Annotated in this window: 13 protein-coding genes; 7 read left to right on the top strand and 6 right to left on the bottom strand. The window is 44.3% G+C overall.

Features of this window, described 5'->3' with window-relative positions:
• Nucleotides 1-72: 72 nt before the first annotated feature.
• The 4 genes from BTO10_RS19660 to metK form a co-directional block, all read right to left on the bottom strand.
• Nucleotides 73-804 carry an endonuclease gene (locus BTO10_RS19660; protein ID WP_105025626.1) on the bottom strand — a complete coding sequence of 244 codons (732 nt, stop codon included), beginning with the start codon at nucleotides 802-804 and terminating at the stop codon, nucleotides 73-75.
• A gap of 152 nt (nucleotides 805-956) precedes the next feature.
• Nucleotides 957-1,457 carry a SprT family zinc-dependent metalloprotease gene (locus BTO10_RS19655; RefSeq protein WP_105025567.1) on the bottom strand — a complete coding sequence of 167 codons (501 nt, stop codon included), beginning with the start codon at nucleotides 1,455-1,457 and terminating at the stop codon, nucleotides 957-959.
• 79 nt (nucleotides 1,458-1,536) lie between these two features.
• Nucleotides 1,537-2,334 (bottom strand): DUF2189 domain-containing protein, encoded by a 798-nt coding sequence (locus tag BTO10_RS19650; protein ID WP_105025566.1) that lies wholly within the window; start codon nucleotides 2,332-2,334, stop codon nucleotides 1,537-1,539.
• Nucleotides 2,335-2,699: 365 nt separating this feature from the next.
• Nucleotides 2,700-3,854 (bottom strand): methionine adenosyltransferase, encoded by a 1,155-nt coding sequence (metK, locus tag BTO10_RS19645; protein ID WP_004738986.1) that lies wholly within the window; start codon nucleotides 3,852-3,854, stop codon nucleotides 2,700-2,702.
• Between the two features lie 356 nt (nucleotides 3,855-4,210).
• Between metK and tkt the strand changes: the two genes are divergently transcribed.
• The gene (gene tkt / locus BTO10_RS19640; RefSeq protein WP_105025565.1) at nucleotides 4,211-6,205 is read left to right on the top strand and encodes a transketolase; all 1,995 of its coding nucleotides are present in this window, start codon (nucleotides 4,211-4,213) and stop codon (nucleotides 6,203-6,205) included.
• A gap of 91 nt (nucleotides 6,206-6,296) precedes the next feature.
• Here tkt and BTO10_RS19635 read toward each other — a convergent pair whose 3' ends face one another.
• On the bottom strand, nucleotides 6,297-6,533 hold the full coding sequence (locus BTO10_RS19635; RefSeq protein ID WP_105025564.1) for a hypothetical protein: 237 nt from the start codon (nucleotides 6,531-6,533) through the stop codon (nucleotides 6,297-6,299).
• Nucleotides 6,534-6,736: 203 nt separating this feature from the next.
• On the opposite strand from BTO10_RS19635, the gene epd reads away from it, so the two are divergent.
• From epd to mscS, 4 genes are all read left to right on the top strand, one after another.
• A complete protein-coding gene (epd, locus tag BTO10_RS19630) occupies nucleotides 6,737-7,786 on the top strand; it encodes an erythrose-4-phosphate dehydrogenase (RefSeq protein WP_105025625.1) in 1,050 nt (349 codons plus the stop codon).
• A gap of 165 nt (nucleotides 7,787-7,951) precedes the next feature.
• Nucleotides 7,952-9,115 carry a phosphoglycerate kinase gene (locus tag BTO10_RS19625; protein ID WP_063524064.1) on the top strand — a complete coding sequence of 388 codons (1,164 nt, stop codon included), beginning with the start codon at nucleotides 7,952-7,954 and terminating at the stop codon, nucleotides 9,113-9,115.
• Between the two features lie 155 nt (nucleotides 9,116-9,270).
• A complete protein-coding gene (fbaA, locus tag BTO10_RS19620; RefSeq protein WP_004738996.1) occupies nucleotides 9,271-10,347 on the top strand; it encodes a class II fructose-bisphosphate aldolase in 1,077 nt (358 codons plus the stop codon).
• 376 nt (nucleotides 10,348-10,723) lie between these two features.
• The gene (gene mscS / locus BTO10_RS19615; RefSeq protein ID WP_004738998.1) at nucleotides 10,724-11,590 is read left to right on the top strand and encodes a small-conductance mechanosensitive channel MscS; all 867 of its coding nucleotides are present in this window, start codon (nucleotides 10,724-10,726) and stop codon (nucleotides 11,588-11,590) included.
• Nucleotides 11,591-11,671: 81 nt separating this feature from the next.
• Here the strand turns inward: mscS and BTO10_RS19610 are convergent, their stop codons facing one another.
• On the bottom strand, nucleotides 11,672-12,301 hold the full coding sequence (locus tag BTO10_RS19610) for a LysE/ArgO family amino acid transporter (protein ID WP_105025563.1): 630 nt from the start codon (nucleotides 12,299-12,301) through the stop codon (nucleotides 11,672-11,674).
• Nucleotides 12,302-12,444: 143 nt separating this feature from the next.
• Between BTO10_RS19610 and BTO10_RS19605 the strand changes: the two genes are divergently transcribed.
• Together BTO10_RS19605 and BTO10_RS19600 are read left to right on the top strand one after the other, a co-directional pair.
• Nucleotides 12,445-13,341: a LysR family transcriptional regulator ArgP gene (locus tag BTO10_RS19605; protein ID WP_004739002.1), complete on the top strand. Its 897-nt coding sequence runs from the start codon at nucleotides 12,445-12,447 to the stop codon at nucleotides 13,339-13,341.
• Between the two features lie 111 nt (nucleotides 13,342-13,452).
• Entirely contained in the window at nucleotides 13,453-14,166 is a 714-nt protein-coding gene (locus BTO10_RS19600) for an oxidative stress defense protein (RefSeq protein ID WP_004739004.1), read from the top strand.
• Nucleotides 14,167-14,234 lie beyond the last annotated feature (68 nt).

The following is a 14,234-nucleotide window of genomic DNA, read 5'->3' as shown; positions in this document are numbered from 1 at the left end:
AGAGTTTCAGGGGCAATTCTGAAACTCTTGAGTGAGACTGCTCTGTAGAATGTTGCTGTGATGCAATAAGTGTTATTTGCAAGCTTGGTAAACAAAAGGGTTGTGATTCCCTTGAATGGCAAAGATACGCTCATCACGAGTACATTCCCATTCATTGACAGGGAACTGTTTATTCCACGCCATCATCAGATTGGTTTGTTGTTTCGATAGCTTAAAGCCGTACTCTTGGCTCATGTACAGATAAGTTCGTGCGATAGAACCTTTCGCTCTGTCTGGCGGCATTACTTTACGTTGCTTGAAGTTGACCTGCATTTCACACTGACCATAACTTACTCCATCCATACTATTCCACTGACTGAAATTGTAGTTGGAGCGATCTCCGTTAACCTCACCAATCGCCGGCGTCAAGTTGTGAAGATCGGCTTCCATGGATTTGAATACTTTATCATTGCGGGTACAGTTTTTACGCCCGCCATCTTGCCAGCATTGACGCTGGTGGCCGAATTGCCAAGCGGGAACCACGTGCTCCCATTCAATTCGACTGGCACGTTTTTGCTGCTTTCGTACTTGATAGCCACAGCCATCGAGGTCTGGAATGCCTTTCTTTTTGTCTTTCCATGTTATGTCACAGCCACAATAAAATGATGTTGGATTATCAAGGTAAATCTTCACCGCTTCTTTTTTGGCTTTGGAAAATGAACTGGGCGGAGCGGCAGAAACGCTTTGGGTTACCAGTAGGCCAAATACTATCGTTAAGTAAAAAGACACCGATAGGCTAAATGCTTTGGGAGTGATTTTTTGCATAGAAAAAGACTGATAAAAGTATGACAAACATCAGTCTAGCACTCAAGGGATGGATTTCTCCATTACATTTCTATCACTAACTCCAATGAGTGCAGTTTTCTAAATTGGGGGAAGGGGAGTGCTATAAAATAGAGTCGACGCGAGTGAGCACACTAGCTGAGTTGCGTGCCTGTGAAGGATAAGGTTTGATTACACTGTTGGCAGCGGTAGCTTGATTGGTTGCGTAACACCTTGTTGTGACGCCTGATGGAAAGTGGATAAACCGTGCAGGCACAGCGATACTCAAAGGTCTTTCCTTGCACAGAGGAAATCTCAAAGCTATGAGTCGTTTTAGCTGGTACGTTGAATACCTTTTCCATTACGTATTTCCATTCATTTCCATGAGGTCTCACTCGCCCAAACACTTGGTGCGTGATCAGGTGTGCGAGCTCATGGGGCACCACCTCATTGATGAAGGCATCTTCGTTCTCAGTGAATAGAACTGGGTTGAGTTTAATCTCATTGAGTTGAAGGTAGGCCTTTCCCGCTGCTTTGCCTCTTAGCTTGTAAGTGATCGTTGGGGAAGGGAATTCACGAGAGAAATGCTGGTTGGCGATAGCTAGACATTCGGCCAGTTTCTTATTTGCTCTGTGCTGCTGCGGGGTGTAAGACAAACTTTGTTAACTCCAAAAAAAGACCTCAGCACTGTAGCTGAGGTCTCATCATAACATTGCTCGTTAGTCTGGCGACTATTTAGACGTGATGTTTTTTCTTGATGATCTCGTGATAAGCATGCCATGTACCGTAGCCAAGCAGAGGCATGGTGACGATCATACCGATGCCGTAGGTGGCAAAGCCGACCAAAATGCCGGCGCAGATGATGCTCGCCCATACGACCATCGCAGGGATATTTGATTTCACCGCATTGAAGCTGGTGAAGATTGCACTCATCACATCAACGCGTCGCTCCATCATTAATGGGATAGAGAAAGCAGAGATACTAAAAATAAGGCTAGCAATCACGAATCCGACGATCGAACCGGTGATCAAGAACGGAGCGAATTCTGTTAACGGAGCACCTTGAACAGAAGGGTAAAGTGCATGTAGTAGTGCAGCTATTCGCATCCAGAATATCATTGCGACCATCAAGATAATCGCAAAGGCCCACTGGTGAGTTGAGTTGCGAGTGATGGCTTTCATTGAATGGAATAGGCTAGCGTTGTGTCCTTTCTCTCTCTCCCAGCTTGCGTCGTATAAGCCTAGAGCTAAAAATGGTCCTATCAGCATGTATACGATTAAGCTTGGCATCACAACGAGATGTGTTCCTTGCCATTGGACAAGTTGTACGATGGCGATTGCCGCAGCCATAAAGCATAAGCCGTAGAATGCACTGATAAGCGGCATTCTTACTAAGTCATGCAGAGCAAGCGACAACCAATGAAAAGGTGCTGAGATACTGATTTGGTTGCAAGGAATGGTTCGAGCGTAATCTTGGTCGCTGACCTTGTGTTTCTTTTCGTTCAGTTCGGATGGGTGCGCAGTACGAGGCATAGATCCCCCTAGTTAAATAACGTCCTAGTTATAAGGCCATAGAGTTCAGAGGTGTCGAGCATGAACTTTATGGTGTTGAGCTAACGTGCTCTTGTCATCCCAGTTATTGTTCTAGCGTGCATCTAACGAGCGTTATCAGACTGAATCTCTGTAAGTTAAATGTGAGCTTGATCGCCTAGGAGTTACCTTAACTATTGTCAGTAGTACTAGAAAACACAAATTATCCGTGGCTTTTTATACTAAGTGGTTAACGGTAAAGGAGGGAGTCGATGTCTGGAGAAGTGAGTGAATTTTCGTTAAGTCTATAAAAATAAAGCCCTTACTAATAAGTAAGGGCTTTAAAGATAATCGTTGCCGCGGCTAAATTATTTTAGGCCAGCGAAGTCCGCAAGGATTGCAGCTTTGTCAGTCGCTTCCCAAGGGAACTCTTCACGGCCGAAGTGGCCGTATGCTGCAGTCTGCTTGTAGATAGGCTGAAGAAGGTTCAGCATCTCTTGAAGACCGTATGGACGTAGGTCGAAGTTTTGACGAACCGCTTCAATGATGATTTCGTGCGCTACTTTCTCAGTACCGAACGTTTCAACCATGATAGATGTTGGATCTGCAACACCGATAGCGTAAGACAGTTGAATCTCACAACGGTCAGCCATGCCAGCAGCAACAATGTTTTTCGCAACGTAACGTGCTGCGTAAGCTGCAGAACGGTCAACTTTTGATGGATCTTTACCAGAGAATGCACCGCCACCGTGACGAGCTGCGCCGCCGTAGGTATCAACAATGATCTTACGACCTGTTAGACCACAGTCACCCATTGGGCCACCGATTACGAAACGGCCTGTTGGGTTGATGAAGAAGTTAGTGTCTTTGTTGATCCACTCTGAAGGTAGTACTGGCTTGATGATCTCTTCCATTACCGCTTCACGTAGGTCAGGTGTTGTTACTGAATCACAGTGCTGAGTAGAAAGAACAACTGCATCGATACCAACGATCTTGCCTTGGTCGTATTGGAAAGTAACTTGAGATTTCGCATCTGGGCGAAGGAAGTCTAGCTTGCCGCTTTTACGTACTTCAGCTTGCTTTTTAACAAGAAGGTGAGAGTAAGTGATTGGAGCTGGCATTAGGATTTCAGTTTCGTTAGTCGCGTAACCAAACATGATGCCTTGGTCGCCTGCGCCTTGCTCTTTAGGGTCTGCTTTATCAACACCTTGGTTGATGTCTGGAGATTGCTTACCAATTGTGTTTAGAACTGCACAAGAATCAGCGTCAAAGCCCATATCAGAATGAACGTAACCAATTTCACGAACTGTCTCACGAGTGATCTCTTCGATATCAACCCATGCAGAAGTTGTTACTTCACCGCCAACCATAACCATGCCTGTTTTTACGTAAGTCTCACAAGCAACACGTGCTTTTGGATCTTGTTCTAAGATGGCATCAAGAACAGCATCAGAGATTTGGTCTGCAATTTTATCTGGATGACCTTCTGAAACAGATTCAGAAGTGAATAGGTGCTTAGCCATGAGAGCTCCACTTTTAGTTTTTGGTGTAAATAGTTCATGGCGTCGCAAGCTAGGGAGCGCCGCCATTAAATACAGTATATTTTGTAGGTGTTTCTACATCTAGACGTCTATTCTAAATTCCAGCGGTCGAATTACAAGCTCTTTTTTATGATATGTCATAACTAAACGTTTGCGTACTGGTCGAGATAAGCCATTGCTAAGTGATGTAAATGTTCGAAAACTGCGAAAAATGACCGCTAAAATGCCAGTAAAACGTTTGCAGTCGCTATAGTCGTTTGAGAGAATACCCGCGCTAATAAAAATGAAAACTTTAGCACTATCTCTTTTTTAAATCGCTTATGTATCCAGGAGCAGACATGCCTTCTCGTAAAGATCTAGCCAATGCAATCCGCGCACTTAGCATGGACGGTGTTCAACAAGCAAATTCAGGCCACCCAGGCGCACCTATGGGTATGGCTGACATCGCTGAAGTTCTTTGGCGTGGCCACTTGAACCACAACCCAGCAAACCCAGAGTGGGCTGACCGCGACCGTTTTATCCTGTCTAACGGCCATGGTTCGATGTTGATTTACTCTCTGCTTCACCTTGCAGGCTACGAGCTTTCAATTGAAGACCTGAAAAACTTCCGTCAACTGCACTCTAAGACTCCAGGTCACCCAGAGTACGGTTACGCTCCTGGTATCGAGACAACGACTGGTCCTCTAGGTCAAGGCATCACTAACGCTGTTGGTATGGCAATGGCAGAGAAAGCACTGGCAGCACAGTTCAACAAAGAAGGCCACAACATCGTAGACCACTACACTTATGCATTCATGGGTGATGGCTGTCTGATGGAAGGTATCTCTCACGAAGCATGTTCGCTAGCAGGTACGCTAGGTCTTGGTAAGCTGGTTGCTTTCTGGGATGACAACGGTATCTCTATCGATGGCGAAGTGGAAGGTTGGTTCTCTGACGATACACCTAAGCGTTTTGAAGCATACGGCTGGCACGTAATTCCAGCAGTAGACGGTCACGATCCTGAAGCAATCAACGCAGCTATCGAAGCGGCTAAAGCTGACCCCCGTCCAACGCTTATCTGTACTAAAACTATCATCGGTTTTGGTTCTCCAAATAAAGCGGGTACACACGACTGCCACGGTGCTCCACTAGGTGCTGATGAAATTACAGCAACTAAAGCGGCGCTTGGTTGGGAACACGGTCCTTTCGAGATCCCTGCAGATATCGCTGCTGAGTGGAATGCGAAAGAAGCGGGCGCAGCAAAAGAAGCGGCATGGAACGCGAAGTTTGACGCATACGCAGCGGCTTACCCTGAGCTAGCAGCAGAATTCAAACGTCGTACTAACGGCGAACTTCCAGCACAGTGGGAAGAGAAAGCCAACCAAATCATTGCTGACCTTCAAGCTAACCCTGCAAACATCGCTTCACGTAAAGCATCTCAAAATGCTCTAGAAGCGTTCGGTCAAATGCTTCCAGAATTCATGGGCGGCTCTGCTGACCTAGCACCTTCTAACCTAACTATGTGGTCTGGTTCTAAGTCTCTAGAAGCAAATGACTTCTCTGGTAACTACATCCACTACGGTGTACGTGAATTCGGTATGACGGCTATTATGAACGGTATCGCTCTGCACGGTGGTTTCGTACCATACGGCGCTACTTTCCTAATGTTCATGGAATACGCTCGTAACGCAATGCGTATGGCTGCACTGATGAAAGTTCAGAATATCCAAGTTTACACGCATGACTCTATCGGTCTTGGCGAAGATGGCCCAACTCACCAACCAGTTGAGCAAATGGCTTCTCTACGTCTAACTCCAAACATGAGCACATGGCGTCCATGTGACCAAGTTGAGTCTGCAGTCGCTTGGAAACTGGCTATCGAACGTAAAGACGGTCCAACGTCTCTAATCTTCTCTCGTCAAAACCTTGCACAGCAAGAGCGTAGCGAAGAGCAAGTAGCTAACATCGCGAAGGGTGGTTACATCCTGAAAGATTGTGAAGGTAAGCCTGAGCTTATCCTTATCGCTACAGGTTCTGAAGTTGAGCTAGCGGTTCACGCTGCTGCTGAACTGACAGCTGAAGGTAAGAAAGTACGTGTAGTATCTATGCCTGCAACTGACGCATTCGACAAGCAAGATGCTGAGTACCGTGAATCTGTACTTCCATCGGACGTAACTGCTCGTATCGCTATCGAAGCTGGCATCGCTGACTTCTGGTACAAGTACGTTGGCTTCGGTGGCAAGATCATCGGTATGACAACGTTCGGTGAATCTGCACCTGCAGGTGAGCTATTCAAGATGTTCGGTTTCACTACTGAAAACGTAGTAAACACAGCAAAAGAGCTTCTTGCTTAATCATCGATTGCTAGCCTTGTGCTAAGAGTGTAATGAAAGAAAAAAAACCGAGCGTTGAGCTCGGTTTTTTTAGTGATATACAAACTTTAGGCTATTCGAATTCATTCCCCCAGTTATCCAACTCTTTAGTACCACATACTTTGCATGTCACGTACCGATCCATGTTGTAGTAGTGGCCGCCATTGATAATTGAGTTAGCAAAAAGCTTAATTCTACCGAGTAAACTTTTGTCGGTATCGTAACTGCTTGTCTGGCGAACAAGAATTTCACTATGTGGTGTTTCTTTATTACATGTCTTGCAAAAATGAGTCGCTGGGTATCCAGACATAACCTTTTCCTTTGGTTGAGAAAATTGGGTTAGAAACAGCCGTAGAACTAGGTAAAACTCATTGTTGTAATAACTACATTGTTCTGGAATGATTCTCAATGCTTATATATTGCTTTTGTCGAGTTAGGTCACTCAACTAATGCCTTTTGGGTAGGATTCAGTTATTATCTGTTGCACGAAATTTTGGTTAGATGTACGGAACTATGCTAAAAGTCGCGATAAACGGATTTGGACGAATAGGGCGTAATGTATTACGTGCTGTTTATGAAAGTGGCAAAAGCCAACAAATCAAAGTAGTAGCTGTCAATGAGCTGGCTCAGCCTGACGCTATGGCTCACCTATTACAGTACGATACCAGTCACGGTCGCTTCGGTAAGAAGATCTCTAACGACCAAGAACACATCTATGTCCATCATGGCCTCGGTGCGGAAGACAAAGGTGACTTCGATACGATTCGTATTTTACACCTTGCTGATATCGAGTTGTTGCCTTGGCGCGACCTAGAAGTGGACATCGTTCTTGATTGTACCGGTGTTTATGGTTGCCGAGCAGACGGCCTTGCACACATTGCGGCTGGCGCTAAAAAGGTGCTGTTTTCACACCCGGGTGCTAACGACTTAGATAACACCATTATCTACGGTGTGAATCACGATACTATCGAAGCCGACCACAGAATTGTTTCTAACGGTTCATGCACCACCAACTGCATCGTTCCTATCATTAAGGTTCTTGATGAAGCCTTTGGCATCGAGTCAGGCACTATCACGACCATTCACTCTTCAATGAATGATCAGCAAGTTATTGATGCTTACCACAGCGATCTTCGCCGCACTCGTGCTGCAAGCCAATCCATTATTCCTGTCGATACCAAATTGCATAAAGGTATTGAAAGAATCTTCCCGAAATTTTCTAACAAGTTCGAAGCAATATCTGTGCGTGTACCGACGGTAAACGTAACAGCGATGGATTTAAGTGTCACAATTAATACAAATGTGAAAGTTAATGACGTAAATCAAACCATTGTTAATGCATCCCAGTGTACATTACACAATATAGTTGACTATACTGAAGCGCCGCTTGTTTCCATCGACTTTAATCACGATCCCCATAGCGCAATTGTTGATGGTTCACAAACTCGAGTGAGCAATGGCCACTTAGTGAAAATGCTAGTGTGGTGTGATAACGAATGGGGCTTTGCGAACCGAATGCTAGATACGGTTCTTGCAATGCAAGCTTCTGAAGGCAAGAAGTAAGACCTAGAAGCAAATGTGCAGATTATTTATTTTTTAGCTTGAAATAAATGACGAGAGTCCACATATTACTAGTAGTTAAAGAACTACCAGTTGAATAATTTATAGGCTTAGCAGGGTTGCTGAGTTTCCAAACTTTATTTTTATTTAAATTTGAGAGGACAAATCATGTCTGTGATCAAGATGACTGACCTGGAACTTGCAGGTAAACGCGTATTTATCCGTGCTGACCTAAACGTACCAGTAAAAGATGGTAAAGTAACTTCAGATGCACGTATCCTAGCATCTCTACCAACTATCAAGCTTTGTCTAGAAGCTGGTGCAAAAGTAATGGTTACTTCTCACCTTGGTCGTCCTACTGAAGGCGAGTACAACGAAGAGTTCTCTCTAGCTCCTGTAGTTAACTACCTAAACGACGCACTAGACTGCGAAGTTAAACTAGCTAAAGACTACCTAAACGGCCTAGAGCTAAACGCTGGTGAACTAGTTGTTCTAGAAAACGTTCGTTTCAACAAAGGCGAAAAGAAGAACGAAGAAGAGCTATCTAAAGCATACGCATCTCTATGTGACATCTTCGTAATGGATGCATTCGGTACGGCTCACCGTGCACAAGCATCTACTCACGGTGTTGGTACTCACGCTCCTGTAGCATGTGCTGGTCCTCTTCTTGCTGCTGAGCTAGAAGCGCTAGGTAAAGCAATGGATAACCCAGAGCGTCCACTAGTTGCTATCGTTGGTGGTTCTAAAGTTTCTACTAAACTGACTGTTCTTGAGTCTCTATCTAAAGTTGCTGACCAACTTGTTGTTGGTGGTGGTATCGCGAACACGTTCATCGCTGCTGAAGGTCACAACGTAGGTAAGTCTCTATACGAAGCAGACCTAGTTGAAACCGCTCAAAAACTAATGAAAGAGTGTGCTATTCCAGTAGCAACTGACGTTGCATGTGCGAAAGCATTCGACGAGAACGCAGAAGCTGAAATCAAGCACGTTTCTGAAGTTGCAGACGACGACATGATCTTCGACCTAGGTCCAGATTCAACTGCTGCTCTAGCTGAAATCATCGGCAACGCAAAAACTATCCTTTGGAACGGCCCTGTAGGCGTATTCGAATTCAAGAACTTCGAAGCGGGTACTGCTGGTATTTCTAAAGCAATCGCTGAGTCTGCAGGTTTCTCTGTAGCAGGTGGTGGTGACACGCTAGCAGCTATCGACAAGTTCGGTATCAAAGCTGACGTTTCTTACATCTCTACTGGCGGCGGCGCTTTCCTTGAGTTCGTTGAAGGTAAAGTACTTCCTGCAGTAGCAATGCTAGAAGAGCGTGCTAAAGCATAATTGATTTAGAAAGGCGAGATGCGAATCTCGCCTTTTAACGTTTGCTGCATATCACACTTTTTTGCTAGAATGGCATAAGTTGTGAGCAAACGATTGCAAGTTTTTAAACTTAAGTTTTTTAATCTTAAAACGATAGAATAAATAGGACTATTTCCATGTCTAAGATCTTCGATTTTGTAAAACCTGGTGTGATTTCTGGCGATGACGTACAGAAAGTATTTGAAGTAGCAAAAGAAAACAAATTTGCTCTTCCTGCTGTAAACGTTGTTGGTACTGACTCTGTAAACGCAGTACTAGAAGCAGCTGCTAAAGTTAAATCTCCAGTAGTTGTTCAGTTCTCTAACGGTGGCGCTGCATTCTTCGCAGGTAAAGGCGTTAAACTTGAAGGTCAAGGTGCACAAATCCTTGGTGCTGTAGCTGGTGCTAAATACGTACACGCTGTAGCTGAAGCTTACGGTGTTCCAGTTATTCTACACACTGACCACGCTGCTAAGAAACTACTTCCATGGATCGACGGTCTACTAGACGCTGGTGAAGAGTTCTTCGCTCAAACTGGTAAGCCTCTATTCTCTTCTCACATGCTAGACCTTTCTGAAGAGTCTCTAGAAGAGAACATCGAAACATGTGCTAAGTACCTAGAGCGCATGGCTAAAATGAACATGACAATCGAGATCGAACTTGGTTGTACTGGTGGTGAAGAAGACGGTGTCGATAACTCTCACATGGACGCTTCTGAGCTATACACTTCTCCAGAAGACGTTGCTTACGCTTACGAGAAACTAAACGCTGTTTCACACCGTTTCACTATCGCAGCATCTTTCGGTAACGTACACGGCGTTTACAAGCCAGGTAACGTTGTACTAACTCCAACTATCCTACGTGACTCTCAAGCATACTGTGCAGAGAAGTTCGGTATCGCACCTAACGCTCTAAACTTCGTATTCCACGGTGGTTCTGGTTCTACTGAAGCAGAAATCCAAGAGTCTATCGGCTACGGTGTTATCAAAATGAACATCGATACTGATACACAGTGGGCTACATGGGACGGTATCCGTGCATACGAAGCGGAAAACCGCGATTACCTACAAGGTCAAATCGGTAACCCAACTGGTGAAGATGCACCAAACAAGAAGTACTACGATCCACGCGTATGGCTACGTGCAGGTCAAGCTTCTATGGTTACTCGTCTTGAGAAAGCATTCGCTGACCTTAACGCTGTAGACGTACTATAATTCTTTGAATTAAGTACTCTCTAAGTTTTAAAAACCCGCTCATTGAGCGGGTTTTTTTATGTCTGATAAAAAGTTGTATTATTTATGTGAAAAACCTAGCGTGTGGTGAATAAATTTCCTAGGATTGAGTTAACGGTATTTGTGCTTATGCGTAAGTTTCCTTTATTCAAAGGCTTACATAAACATGACTTTGCAATCTTTCAAAGATAGGATATCGTGCCGAAAAACAGGGGTAGATACTCTGTTTCGTAAAAAGGACTTAGCAAGTTTTACGTTAACCTTATGATTTATATGAATAAAGTTAGCAAGGCCTATTCGGCTGAAACTTGGTTTAAGGCAGTTTAGCTCATAGCATATTACATAGAGGATGCACATTATGGCTGAGAGTTCTACAGCGATTGAGACCCCGCTTGTGGATGGTCTTTCAAACGCAGAACAGTGGTTAACGGATAACTCAGATTTGTTTATTCAATACGGTGTAAACATTATTTCTGCACTGATTATTCTATTCATTGGTAACCTAATCGTTAAAGCAGTAGCGAACAGTGTGGCTAAGGTTCTTCAGAAGAAGAAGATGGACCGAGCGGTTGTTGAGTTCATCCATGGTTTAGTTCGTTACTTGTTGTTTGTTATCGTTCTGATTGCAGCTCTTGGTCGCCTTGGTGTTCAAACTGCATCTGTTGTTGCGGTAATTGGTGCCGCTGGTTTAGCTGTTGGCCTTGCACTACAAGGCTCACTATCGAACTTTGCAGCAGGTGTACTTATCGTTGCATTCCGTCCATTTAAATCTGGTGATTACGTAGAAATTGGCGGTGTTGCAGGTTCAGTTGACTCGATTCAAATCTTCCAAACGGTTCTAACAACGCCTGATAACAAAATGGTTGTAGTACCAAACGGCAGCGTTATCGGTAGCCCAATCACTAACTACTCTCGTCATGCGACACGTCGTATTGACCTAATGATCGGTGTTTCTTACGGTGCAGATCTACAAAAGACCAAAGAGCTTTTGACTAAGATCTGTGAATCTGACGAGCGTGTATTGAAAGAACCTGGTGTTCAAGTTGGTGTTCACACGCTAGCTGACTCTTCAGTTAACTTTGTGGTTCGCCCATGGGTTAAAACAGAAGAGTACTGGGGAGTGTATTTCGACCTAATGCAAGCGATCAAAGAAGGCTTGGATAAAGAAGGTATCGAAATCCCATTCCCACAAATGGATGTTCACATGAACAAAGTTGAGGGCTAATAAAGCTTCGACAAGTTAATAAAAAGGCGGATAACTTAGGTTATCCGCCTTTTTTCTTGGAGCTATATTTTCAGATTATTTCTACCAATACTGTTCAATAAGTCCATTGGCGAGTACCGCTGCGATAGTAAACATCATGGTCGTAACAGCGATATCAATGCCTTTCTTAACACTTGGTTTAGATAGCGTTGGGCCAAGTTTTGCTGCGCCAAGTGAGAGCGAATAGAACCAAACAAATGATGCCAAGATGGTCCCGATAGCAAACGCGATTCTATCATTGCCTTCAAATTGCCCACCGATGGAACCAAGAATTACAACAGTATCCAAATAGAGGTGTGGGTTTAATACTGTAACTGCCAATGCTCCTAGAATGACGGTTCGTTTACCACGAGCCAATATTTCACCTTTTGATTCCTTGTCTGATGGCGCTTTAAAAGCACTACGCAGCGACAACAAACCATAGACAGTCAGGAAAGCGATACCGCCTAGTGTCACTGAAGTGAGCAGGACTTCATTTTGCGACAAGATAGCGCCACCACCAAAGATGCCTAACGAGATAAATAGGGTGTCGAGCAAGCTACAAATCGTTGCTGTGGTTAAATGGTGATTGCGTTTTATCCCTTGATTTAGGACGTACGCATTCTGAGCGCCAATAGGGATAATCATGCTTGCCCCTAGACCAAAACCTTGTAATAAAACCCAAAAACTCATTTTAACCTCCCATTTAATTAACGACACATACTGGTGATAAGGGGAAGATACTCCGCTCCTTGTGATAAGTATAATTAATGATTTTAATCTATTATTAGAGTTGCTAATGTAGGATGAGGTTTGATTAAAAAGGGAGCAAAGTGATGCGTGGTTTGGATTATAAATGGATAGAAGCGCTGGATGCTGTGGTGAAACAACGTAGTTTCGAAAGGGCTGCTGAGCAGTTATATATCTCCCAATCAGCAGTATCGCAGCGCATTAAACAGCTAGAAAAGTGGCTCGCTCAACCAGCATTGGTAAGGGAAAATCCACCTAGGCCAACCCCAGCAGGTAAAAAGTTACTAGGCTTATATCGCCGAGTCCGTTTGCTGGAGCATGAACTGGTTCCCGAGCTGATGAATGAAGATGGTAATCAACCTCTATCAATATCCATTGCTACCAACGCAGATAGTTTAGCGACTTGGCTACTGCCAGCTTTGTCGGATGTGATGAAGTCGCGCCAAGTGGAATTGAACTTCGCTATTCATGGTGAGTCGAGAACCATAGAGAAGATTAAGAGTGGTGAAGTTGCAGGTGCAATTAGTTTGGAGTCTCAAGCGATTCCTGGTTGCAGTGCCGACTACCTTGGTCGCATGGATTATGTGTGTGTGGCGAGTCCAGACTTTCATCAGCGTTACTTCTCGGAAGGGGTCAACTACACCACATTGAGAAAAGCTCCAGCTGTGTCTTATGATCAATACGATGACCTACATAAGAAGTTTCTGCATGATCATTTTAATGTGCCCAGAGATAGCGTGATCAACCATACAGTTGGCAGCTCAGAAGCGTTTGTGCGTTTGGCATTGTCGGGTGTTGCCTACTGTTTGATTCCAAGGTTACAGATTATTGAGGAGCTAGAATCGGGTTCATTGATTGATATTACGCCCGGTTTTTTATTGTCCTATCGGATTTACTGGCACCATTGGCAGCTTGAAAGTGGGGTACTTAAAGAGATCTCGCAAGCGATTTTGAGTTTTGCTCATGAACACTTACCACAGTAAGCTGGTTGTTTTTTCAGCGTCAAAGTTCTGTTAGAAGTGCGGTGTCTAGATTGGATAAACGGCAAATTACTCTATGATGAAAAGACATTTGTATAGCATAGGTCTCCCCCCATGAAGTTTGTACCAAAGATGTTAGCAACCTCTCTTACTCTTACAGCAGCCCTAAGTGCTGTAAGTTTTTCGGCATTGGCTAATTCGCCATCTTTTCCACACATTTCGACGACCGGTTACGGTGAAGTGGTGGCGACGCCAGATATGGCGACATTTTCTGTCAGAGTTGTTGAGTCAACGATGACCGCAGAGCAAGCAAAGCTTACCGTTGATAAAGTGGTGACGAGTTTCCTTAATAAGCTGCATAAAGCTGGGGTTGATGAGGCAAGTGTTCATAGCTCTAACCTGTACCTAGCGCCTCAATATCACTACCCGAAAGACGGCAAGCCGGAGTTAGTCGGTTACCGAGCTTCACGTAATGTGACGGTTGAAGTTAAGGATTTATCGAACCTTAATGAGTATATGGATATTGCCATTGCTCAAGGGATTAACCAGATCGATAACATCCAATTGCAAGTGCGTGACCAAGCGAAATATCAAGAGCAAGCGCGTTTAGAAGCAATCAAAGACGCAAGAGCAAAAGCTAAATCATTAGCGACTGGTTTTGAGCGTGAGCTTGGAGACGTGTGGCGTGTTGATTACAACGCACAGTCTTCCCAGCCAGTATTAATGCGTTCTATGGCGATGGATGCGAGAACGGAGTCTAACTCTTATGAAGACTCAACGATCACCATTCGTGATCGTGTGAATGTGATCTATCAGCTTGAAGAGTAATTAGATCATCATGATCTAATTGCCTACCATAGGTCAAATACTAAAAAGGCTCTTACAATGAGAGCCTT

It is taken from the genome of Vibrio chagasii (assembly GCF_002954585.1).
Classification (GTDB): Bacteria; Pseudomonadota; Gammaproteobacteria; order Enterobacterales; family Vibrionaceae; genus Vibrio; species Vibrio chagasii_A.
Note: the sequence above shows the minus strand (reverse complement) of the source record. Positions and strands in the feature narration are given on the sequence as shown.

Bases quoted from the DNA above. Each gene is read 5' to 3' on its own strand.
- BTO10_RS19660 (WP_105025626.1), bottom strand. From the start codon at position 804: ATGCAAAAAATCACTCCCAAAGCATTTAGCCTATCGGTGTCTTTTTAC.
- BTO10_RS19650 (WP_105025566.1), bottom strand. From the start codon at position 2,334: ATGCCTCGTACTGCGCACCCATCCGAACTGAACGAAAAGAAACACAAG.
- metK (WP_004738986.1), bottom strand. From the start codon at position 3,854: ATGGCTAAGCACCTATTCACTTCTGAATCTGTTTCAGAAGGTCATCCA.
- tkt (WP_105025565.1), top strand. From the start codon at position 4,211: ATGCCTTCTCGTAAAGATCTAGCCAATGCAATCCGCGCACTTAGCATG.
- BTO10_RS19635 (WP_105025564.1), bottom strand. From the start codon at position 6,533: ATGTCTGGATACCCAGCGACTCATTTTTGCAAGACATGTAATAAAGAA.
- epd (WP_105025625.1), top strand. From the start codon at position 6,737: ATGCTAAAAGTCGCGATAAACGGATTTGGACGAATAGGGCGTAATGTA.
- BTO10_RS19625 (WP_063524064.1), top strand. From the start codon at position 7,952: ATGTCTGTGATCAAGATGACTGACCTGGAACTTGCAGGTAAACGCGTA.
- fbaA (WP_004738996.1), top strand. From the start codon at position 9,271: ATGTCTAAGATCTTCGATTTTGTAAAACCTGGTGTGATTTCTGGCGAT.
- mscS (WP_004738998.1), top strand. From the start codon at position 10,724: ATGGCTGAGAGTTCTACAGCGATTGAGACCCCGCTTGTGGATGGTCTT.
- BTO10_RS19610 (WP_105025563.1), bottom strand. From the start codon at position 12,301: ATGAGTTTTTGGGTTTTATTACAAGGTTTTGGTCTAGGGGCAAGCATG.
- BTO10_RS19605 (WP_004739002.1), top strand. From the start codon at position 12,445: ATGCGTGGTTTGGATTATAAATGGATAGAAGCGCTGGATGCTGTGGTG.
- BTO10_RS19600 (WP_004739004.1), top strand. From the start codon at position 13,453: ATGAAGTTTGTACCAAAGATGTTAGCAACCTCTCTTACTCTTACAGCA.